This window comes from Streptomyces albospinus (assembly GCF_014648695.1).
GTDB lineage: Bacteria > Actinomycetota > Actinomycetes > Streptomycetales > Streptomycetaceae > Streptomyces > Streptomyces albospinus.
Genome location: NZ_BMRP01000002.1, coordinates 1 through 6,963, shown reverse-complemented (window position 1 = coordinate 6,963; position 6,963 = coordinate 1). Strand labels below are relative to the sequence as shown.

Here is a 6,963-nt window from a genome sequence, read left to right as displayed (position 1 = left end):
CCTCCCGCCGCATGCAGACCCGCGGCCAGCGGTCCAGGCCCAGCTCCGCCTCGTGGGCGCGGATCGTCCGCAGACCGGGGGTGAGCGCGGCGCCGGCCAGCGGCCGGAAGCCGAGGCGGGCGTAGTACGGCGCGTTCCACGGCACCTCGGTGAAGGTGGTCAGGGTCATCGCGGGCCGCCCGCCGTCCAGCTCGGCCCGGTCGATCAGGGCCCGGCCGATGCCGCGGCGGGCCCGGTCCGGATGGACCGAGACCTGCTCGATATGGGTGCAGCCGTCGACCGGGTCCCAGAGGAGATAGCCGACCGGCGGCACCCCGGGCGGCTCCGCGTCGTACGCGGCGAGCGCCCGGCCCGCACGCTGATACGCCGTCAGCAGGGCGAGCGGCGGCGGTTCGTCGTCCGCGATCTGCGCCATGCCCAGAGCGCGGAACGGTGCGCCGGCGGCGCGCTCGACGGCGCGGAGCGCAGGCAGATCGGCCGGGGCCGGAACACGGATGATCATGACACCAGTGTCGCCGGTCCCGGCCGCCCGTGCCGGTGGATTCAGCCGGCGGGGACCGCTTCACCCGCCTCCGCCTCCGGCGCCCCGTCCTCGGCCGGCCGGTCGGTCTTCCCCAGCAGCAGCCGGCGGTAGCGGTCGGCCTCGTCCGCCAGTTGCTCGTCGGTCAGCTCCCGGGTGCCGTGCACGGTGAAGGGCTCCGCGTACCGCATCCCGGTCAGATGCGCGGTGGCGTCGAACGGCAGCAGCAGATCGCGGACCGGGAAGCGGTTGCGGCCGTCGGGGTGGTAGGCATCCGCGGCGGCGCCGGTCGTGGTCGCGACCTGGAGCACCTTGCCGTGCAGCGAGGTGCCGTGCGAGCCGTAGGCGAAGCCGTACTCCAGGACGTCGTCGAGCCAGGCTTTCAGCAGCGGCGGGACCGAGTACCAGTAGAACGGGAACTGGAGCACGACCCGGTCGTGGGCGAGCAGCAACTGCTGCTCCCGGGCGACGCTGATCCGCCGGTCCGGGTAGGCGGCGTAGAGGTCGTGCACGTGGACGTCGGGGGTGGCGCGCGCGGCTTCGGCCAGCGCGGCGTTGGTGCGCGAGGCGCCGAGGTCGGGATGGGCCAGGACGACCAGGGTGGTCATGACGGGGCAACTCCGTTGGTGATGCGTGGGTTTATGCGGTGGCTGCGGGGCGGACGGCGGTGGCGGTCGGTGCGGCGTGCAGGGCGTCGGCGTACCGGCGGGCCACCTCTGCCGCCGGGGTGCCGCCGGCCGGGTCCAGGCCCAGCGCGGCGAGGGTCTCGGCGACCCAGCCGGGGCGGACCACGGTCAGCCGCAGACCGCGCGGCATCTCGACGGCCGCCGCTGCGGCGAACGCGTCGAGCCCGGCGTTGACCAGGGCTCCGAACGCGCCGCCCGGCGTGGGCTCGGTGAAGACGCCGCTGGTGAGGACGATGCTGCCGCCGTCCCGGACGTGCCGGATGGCCCGCCGGGTGAGATGGACCTGGCCGAGCAGCTTGCCGTCCAGTCCGGTGGTGAAGTCGTCGTCCGACGGGGCGTCGAGCGGCGTGAGCCGGCCGCTCGCCGCACAGCAGACGACCGCGTCCACGTTCCGTACGGACCTGAAGAGCGCGTCCACGGAGGCCGGGTCGGCCAGGTCCACCCGGACCGGGCCGCGGCGGGCGGCGCGCACGACCTCATGGCCGTCGTCCTCCAACTCCCGGGCGACGGCACTGCCGATGGTGCCGGTCGCCCCGATCACGATGATCTTCACAAGGAGCATTCTGCCGTCCGTCCGGCCGTGCACCCAGCCACCTGCGGAGGGTAGGACCGCCGGTCCTACCCCTGGCAGGTGCAGGCTCACACCGCGCCGGCATCCCGCCCGGCACACTGGTCCCATGGAACGGACAGCAGACGTGGGGGAGTTCCTGCGGAGCCGGCGGGCCCGGCTGGCGCCGCGCGACGTCGGGCTCCCGGACTTCGGCGGCCGGCGCAGGGTGCCGGGCCTGCGGCGGGAGGAGCTGGCCCGGCTGGCCGGCATCAGCGCCGGCTACTACACCCGCCTGGAACAGGGCATCGGCGCCGCCCGCGCCTCGGACGCCGTCCTGGACGCGCTGGCCCGCGTGCTGCGCCTGAGCGACGCCGAGCGGACGCATCTGTACGGGCTGGCGCGCCCCGACCGCTCGCCCCGGCGGGGCGGCGGCCGGCCCGACCCGCCCGAGCAACTGCGGCCGTCCGTACGGAACATGATCGCTGCGCTGGGCGACGCCCCGGCCCTCGTCCTGGGCCGCTGCGCGGACATCCTCGCCTGGAACCGCCCGGCCCATGCGCTGCTCGCCGGCCATCTGCCCTACGACGCCCCGGAGCACGCCGGGACCCGGCCCAACGCCGTGCGGATGGCGTTCCTCGACCCGCGGGTGCGGGCGCTCTACGCGGACCCGGAGACCAAACTCCGGGAGACGGTGGGCGATCTGCGGGTGCTCACCGGACGCCGCCCCGACGCGCCGGAACTGACCGCGCTGATCGCCGAACTGACGGACCACAGCGCCGAGTTCGCCGCGCTGTGGGCCGCGCATCCGGTCCGGTCCTGCGCCGCCCACACCCGCGGCTACCGCCACCCGGTCGCCGGCCCGCTCACCCTCACCGACGAGGTGCTGACGCTGCCGGACGACGCCGGGCAGCGGGTGGTGATCTACCACGCGCAGCCGGGCTCGCCGTCCGCCGCGGCACTGCACCGGCTGACCGCCGCAGCCGCCGGTGCCGCCGCGCTCCCGCCGCTCAGCGCCGCCGGGCCCCGTACGTGATCAGCTCGTCGGCGGCGTCGTTGACCGGCTGCGGGGTGCCGGTGAGGTCCATGACGAACAGCGGGATGTGCAGGTCGTCGGCGCGCGAGCGGGCGTCGCGGGCGTAGCCGGCGAGCGAGAAGAACACCGCGATCGCCGAGTCGGTGAGGCCGTTGAGCCAGACGCACTCGACCTCGCGGAGGCCGGTGGAGCGGGTCGTCGGGTCGACCTGGGCGACCACGCCGGTGCCCCGCAGATCCACCCCGGACGCGGTCCGCTCCTGGGTCCGGGCGATGTCGGCGAACCCCAGCCACTTCAGGTACTGGGCGGCGGCGGTGACGCAGTCGCGGGCCGTGCGGATGGTGACCGGGCGGAACGCGGGCCGCTGCGGCGCCGGCGGCGGCCCCGCGTCCGGCTGCGTACGGGGCGCCGGCCGGGCGCGCCCGCCGGGCGACGGGAAGTTGGGCGGGGGAGGGGTGGGAGCCGGGGCGACCGGGACCCGGACGACGGTGCCGCAGACGCAGCCGGCCTCCGGCGCCGGCCATTCGTCCTGCCGGCCGCAGACCTCGCAGCGCACCTCGACCCAGGACGCCTGCCAGGTGCGGTGCAATATCTCGACCGGCACCCCGCCGCGCAGCACCGGCATGGTCAACGGGGCGCCGCAGGCGCACGGGAAGGTGGGCGGGGTGAAGGCGTTCTCGCGGCGGCACGAGGGGCACCGCACCGGCACGCTGTCGGCCATGGTCGGCTCCTGGCAGGTCGGGCACGCAGTCAGACGGCTCTGCTGCTCCGGTCCATGGTCCCTCCAAAACCTTTTGCCGGGGACCGAATTGCCTGGAGAGGTACATCGACAGATACACCGATAGGTGCAGCCGGCGGAACGGTACGGGGCGGTGCCGGACGCACACAGGGCCCGGAATCCGTGACCGTACGGAATTCCGGGCCCTGTGCGGTGGTTCCCGCCCGACAGTGCGGGAGGTGGGCGCGACGGGACATTCCCCCAGCCACCGCTGGGAGGTACCCCCACACCGCCGGACGGAGTCGGCGCAGAGGGGTGCGGAGGCGGAGCAGGCGGGCTCCGCGGCGGGGAGACGGCTCACCCTCCTTGTCGGGTGAGCCTGCCACCGCACTGGAATCTCCCCGGGACGCCGCGGAGCTCCGCACTACTTCTCCGTACCGGCCGACCACCCCTCAACGGGCCGGCCGGTACGGTTGCGCAAGGGGTCTGACCTCCCGTCAGTCCTCGCGCAGCTCACGGACGCGCGCCTCGACGCGCTTGCCGTAGTCCTGGTCGGCGGCGTGGAAGTGAGCGAGGTTCTTCTCGATCACGTCGTCGCGGCCGACCTGGGAGAGACCGCCGGCGATGTTGTCCACCAGGCGCTTCTTCTCGTCCTCGGACATCAGGCGGTAGAGCTCACCGGCCTGGAAGAAGTCGTCGTCCTTGGTGTGGGCCGGGGCCTCGTGGGTGCCGACGTAGCCGGAGACGGCCAGCGGCGCGGAGAGCGGCCGGTCGGTCTGGACCGGGCCGTCGTACGAGTTCGGCTCGTAGTTCTTCGCGTGGCGGTCGTAGGCGTTGGACGCCATGAGGCCGTCCCGGCCGTAGTTGTTGGCCTGGGTGCCCTTGGGGGCGTTGACCGGCAGCTGGGTGTGGTTGACGCCCAGGCGGTAGCGGTGCGCGTCCGCGTAGGCGAAGAGCCGGCCCTGGAGCATCTTGTCCGGGGACGGGCCGATGCCGGGCACGAAGTTGTTCGGCGAGAAGGCGGACTGCTCGACCTCGGCGAAGACGTTGTCCGGGTTGCGGTCCAGGACCAGGCGGCCCACCCGCTGGAGCGGGTAGTCGCTGTGCGGCCACACCTTGGTCAGGTCGAACGGGTTGAAGCGGTAGGTGGCCGCCTCGGCCGCCGGCATGATCTGCACGTACAGCGTCCAGGAGGGGTACACGCCCCGCTCGATGGACTGGAGCAGGTCGGTCTGGTGGCTGTTGGGGTCCTTGCCCGCCAGCTCGGCGCCCTGCTCGCTGCTCAGGGAGCGGATGCCCTGGTTCGTCTTGAAGTGGTACTTGACGAAGAAGGCCTCGCCCTCGGCGTTGGTCCACTGGTAGGTGTGCGAACCGTAGCCGTTCATGTGGCGGTAGGACGCCGGGATGCCGCGGTCGCCCATGAGCCAGGTGATCTGGTGGGTGGCCTCGGGGGCGTGCGCCCAGAAGTCCCAGACGTTGTCCGGCTCCTGCTTGCCCGTGAACGGGTCGCGCTTCTGGGAGTGGATGAAGTCGGGGAACTTGATCGGGTCCTTGATGAAGAACACCGGGGTGTTGTTGCCGACGAGGTCGTAGTTGCCCTCTTCGGTGTAGAACTTCAGGGCGAAGCCGCGCGGGTCGCGGGCCGCGTCCGGGCCGCCGAGGTTGTCCGCGACGGTCGAGAAGCGGATGAACGTCTCGGTCCGCTTGCCGACGGTGCCGAGGAAGTCGGCGCGGGTGAAGGCGGTGACGTCGTCGGTCACCTCGAAGTAGCCGTACGCGCCGGAGCCGCGGGCGTGCACCACGCGCTCCGGGATGCGCTCGCGGTTGAAGCGCGCGAGCTTCTCCAGGAGGTGCTGGTCCTGGAGAATGATCGGGCCGCCGACGCCTGCGGTGGCGGAGTTCTGGTTGTCGGCGATGGGGGCGCCAGCCTCCGTGGTGAGAGTGTGCGCCGTCCGCGTGGGCTTCGACATGGTGACCTTCCGTACGAGAGCGCGGAAGTTGGCTTCCGCATGTCGGAGCGTAGGAACAGCCCCGACCAAACGTCAACAGTTTGTTGAAACAAACCTGGGTGGGTATTCCGGGCGGCGGCCACGCCTGGGCGCGACAGGACAGGTGTCAGCGCAGCCACCGCCCGGAAGCTGGTGTTCACGGGACCGGAGGGGTCGCTAGGTCCCGTGGGCGAACTCCTGCACCGGATCGGCCGCGGGGCCGCCGCAGGCGCCCGCCGCACGCTCGGCCCGGACCTCGACGAGGACCGGCCGGCGCGTGGAGACGGCTTCCTTGCGGGCCCACTGGACCGCCGAGCGGAGTTCCGCCGGATCGAGGACATCGCGGCCGGTGCAGCCGTACGCCTCGACGAGCTTGAGGTGATCCGTGAACGGATCGTGTACTTCGGGGCCGCCGAGCATGATCACGACGAACGGCACTTCGTACCGGGCCGCCGCCGCCAGCTCCTCGGCCATGTACGGGAACCCGCGGCCGTCGATGACCACCACGACCTCGGCATCCCGCTCGCCCCGGTGGTCCAGCGCCGTCCGCACCCCGATCGCGGCCGGCACCTCCCATCCCGGAGGACCGCCGCGGCGTTCGATCCGGTGGCGGTGCGGAGCGGTGGCGGCACCGGGGAACGTCTCCGGCAGCCCGCTGACGACATAGGTGTCCGCCGCCGATCGCGCGCCGAAGATCTCGGCGAGCTCCGCCACCGCCCAGCCGGCCGGGACCCGGCCGGCGCCGGAATCCGTACCGTCCGGCGGCGTGACCGGCGACAGCACCGCCCCGGACTCCGGGAACCGGTCACCGGTCGCCACGGCCGGACCGCCGCCCGCGGTCCCGATGGCCGGCACCGGGCCGCAGATGATCTCCGACGCGGCCAGATCGGCCGGAACGTCGATCAGCACCGGCCCGGGACGTCCCTCCCGGGCGATCCGGAACGCCTCACGGAAGGCGCCCGGGATCCGCGCGGGGTCCTCGATCCGCTCGGCACGCTTGGTGACCGCGCCGGCCAGCCGGACCAGGTCCGGCGGCCGGTACGCCTCGTGCCGTGGCGGCCCGGCCGCACCGTGCGGACCGGACGCCTCCCGGCCGGTGATGCACACCAGCGGGACCGCGTCCTGCCGTGCCGCGTGCAGCCCGGTGATCAACCGGGCCGCGCCCGGACCCGCCGCCACCGCGGCGACGCCGGCCTTCCCGGTCGTACGGGCCCAGCCGTCAGCCATGTGCACGGCGCCCTCTTCGTGGCGCACGGACAGATGCCCGATGCCGCCGACCCGCTCCATCGCCGCGTACAGCGGGAGCAGGGCGGAGCCGGGGCACCCGAAGGCGATGCCGACGCCCTCGTCCTTCATGATCTGAACGGCCGCCTGTACGGCGGGAATGCGCTGCGCCCCCATGGTGCGAATCAGCCCTTGGTGGTGTGTCCGGAGAGGCGTTCGACGCCGCGGAGGAGGGCGGAGTGGT

General features: G+C 73.4%; 7 protein-coding genes. 1 reads left to right on the top strand and 6 read right to left on the bottom strand.

Annotated features, from left to right (window positions below):
- From IEZ17_RS03440 to IEZ17_RS03430, 3 genes are all read right to left on the bottom strand, one after another.
- Positions 1-502 (bottom strand): GNAT family N-acetyltransferase (locus IEZ17_RS03440; protein ID WP_189296267.1); only part of this gene is annotated, 502 nt, incomplete at its 3' end.
- 41 nt (positions 503-543) lie between these two features.
- Entirely contained in the window at positions 544-1,128 is a 585-nt protein-coding gene (locus tag IEZ17_RS03435; RefSeq protein WP_189296265.1) for an NAD(P)H-dependent oxidoreductase, read from the bottom strand.
- A 31-nt stretch (positions 1,129-1,159) separates the two neighbouring features.
- Positions 1,160-1,759 carry a short chain dehydrogenase gene (locus tag IEZ17_RS03430; protein WP_189296263.1) on the bottom strand — a complete coding sequence of 200 codons (600 nt, stop codon included), beginning with the start codon at positions 1,757-1,759 and terminating at the stop codon, positions 1,160-1,162.
- Between the two features lie 124 nt (positions 1,760-1,883).
- Here IEZ17_RS03430 and IEZ17_RS03425 point away from each other — a divergent pair, with 124 nt between their 5' ends.
- Entirely contained in the window at positions 1,884-2,789 is a 906-nt protein-coding gene (locus tag IEZ17_RS03425; RefSeq protein ID WP_189296261.1) for a helix-turn-helix domain-containing protein, read from the top strand.
- Here IEZ17_RS03425 and IEZ17_RS03420 read toward each other — a convergent pair.
- The 3 genes from IEZ17_RS03420 to IEZ17_RS03410 all read right to left on the bottom strand — a co-directional run bounded on the left by IEZ17_RS03420 (position 2,764) and on the right by IEZ17_RS03410 (position 6,896).
- The gene (locus tag IEZ17_RS03420; protein ID WP_189296259.1) at positions 2,764-3,510 is read right to left on the bottom strand and encodes a hypothetical protein; all 747 of its coding nucleotides are present in this window, start codon (positions 3,508-3,510) and stop codon (positions 2,764-2,766) included. The genes IEZ17_RS03425 and IEZ17_RS03420 overlap by 26 nt on opposite strands.
- A gap of 494 nt (positions 3,511-4,004) precedes the next feature.
- Positions 4,005-5,477, bottom strand: coding sequence for a catalase (locus IEZ17_RS03415; RefSeq protein WP_189296257.1), 1,473 nt, complete (start codon positions 5,475-5,477; stop codon positions 4,005-4,007).
- 195 nt (positions 5,478-5,672) lie between these two features.
- Entirely contained in the window at positions 5,673-6,896 is a 1,224-nt protein-coding gene (locus IEZ17_RS03410; RefSeq protein ID WP_189296255.1) for a thiamine pyrophosphate-binding protein, read from the bottom strand.
- Between the last annotated feature and the right edge of the window lie 67 nt (positions 6,897-6,963).

Bases quoted from the DNA above. Each gene is read 5' to 3' on its own strand.
- IEZ17_RS03435 (WP_189296265.1), bottom strand. From the start codon at position 1,128: ATGACCACCCTGGTCGTCCTGGCCCATCCCGACCTCGGCGCCTCGCGC.
- IEZ17_RS03420 (WP_189296259.1), bottom strand. From the start codon at position 3,510: ATGGCCGACAGCGTGCCGGTGCGGTGCCCCTCGTGCCGCCGCGAGAAC.
- IEZ17_RS03425 (WP_189296261.1), top strand. From the start codon at position 1,884: ATGGAACGGACAGCAGACGTGGGGGAGTTCCTGCGGAGCCGGCGGGCC.
- IEZ17_RS03415 (WP_189296257.1), bottom strand. From the start codon at position 5,477: ATGTCGAAGCCCACGCGGACGGCGCACACTCTCACCACGGAGGCTGGC.
- IEZ17_RS03410 (WP_189296255.1), bottom strand. From the start codon at position 6,896: ATGGGGGCGCAGCGCATTCCCGCCGTACAGGCGGCCGTTCAGATCATG.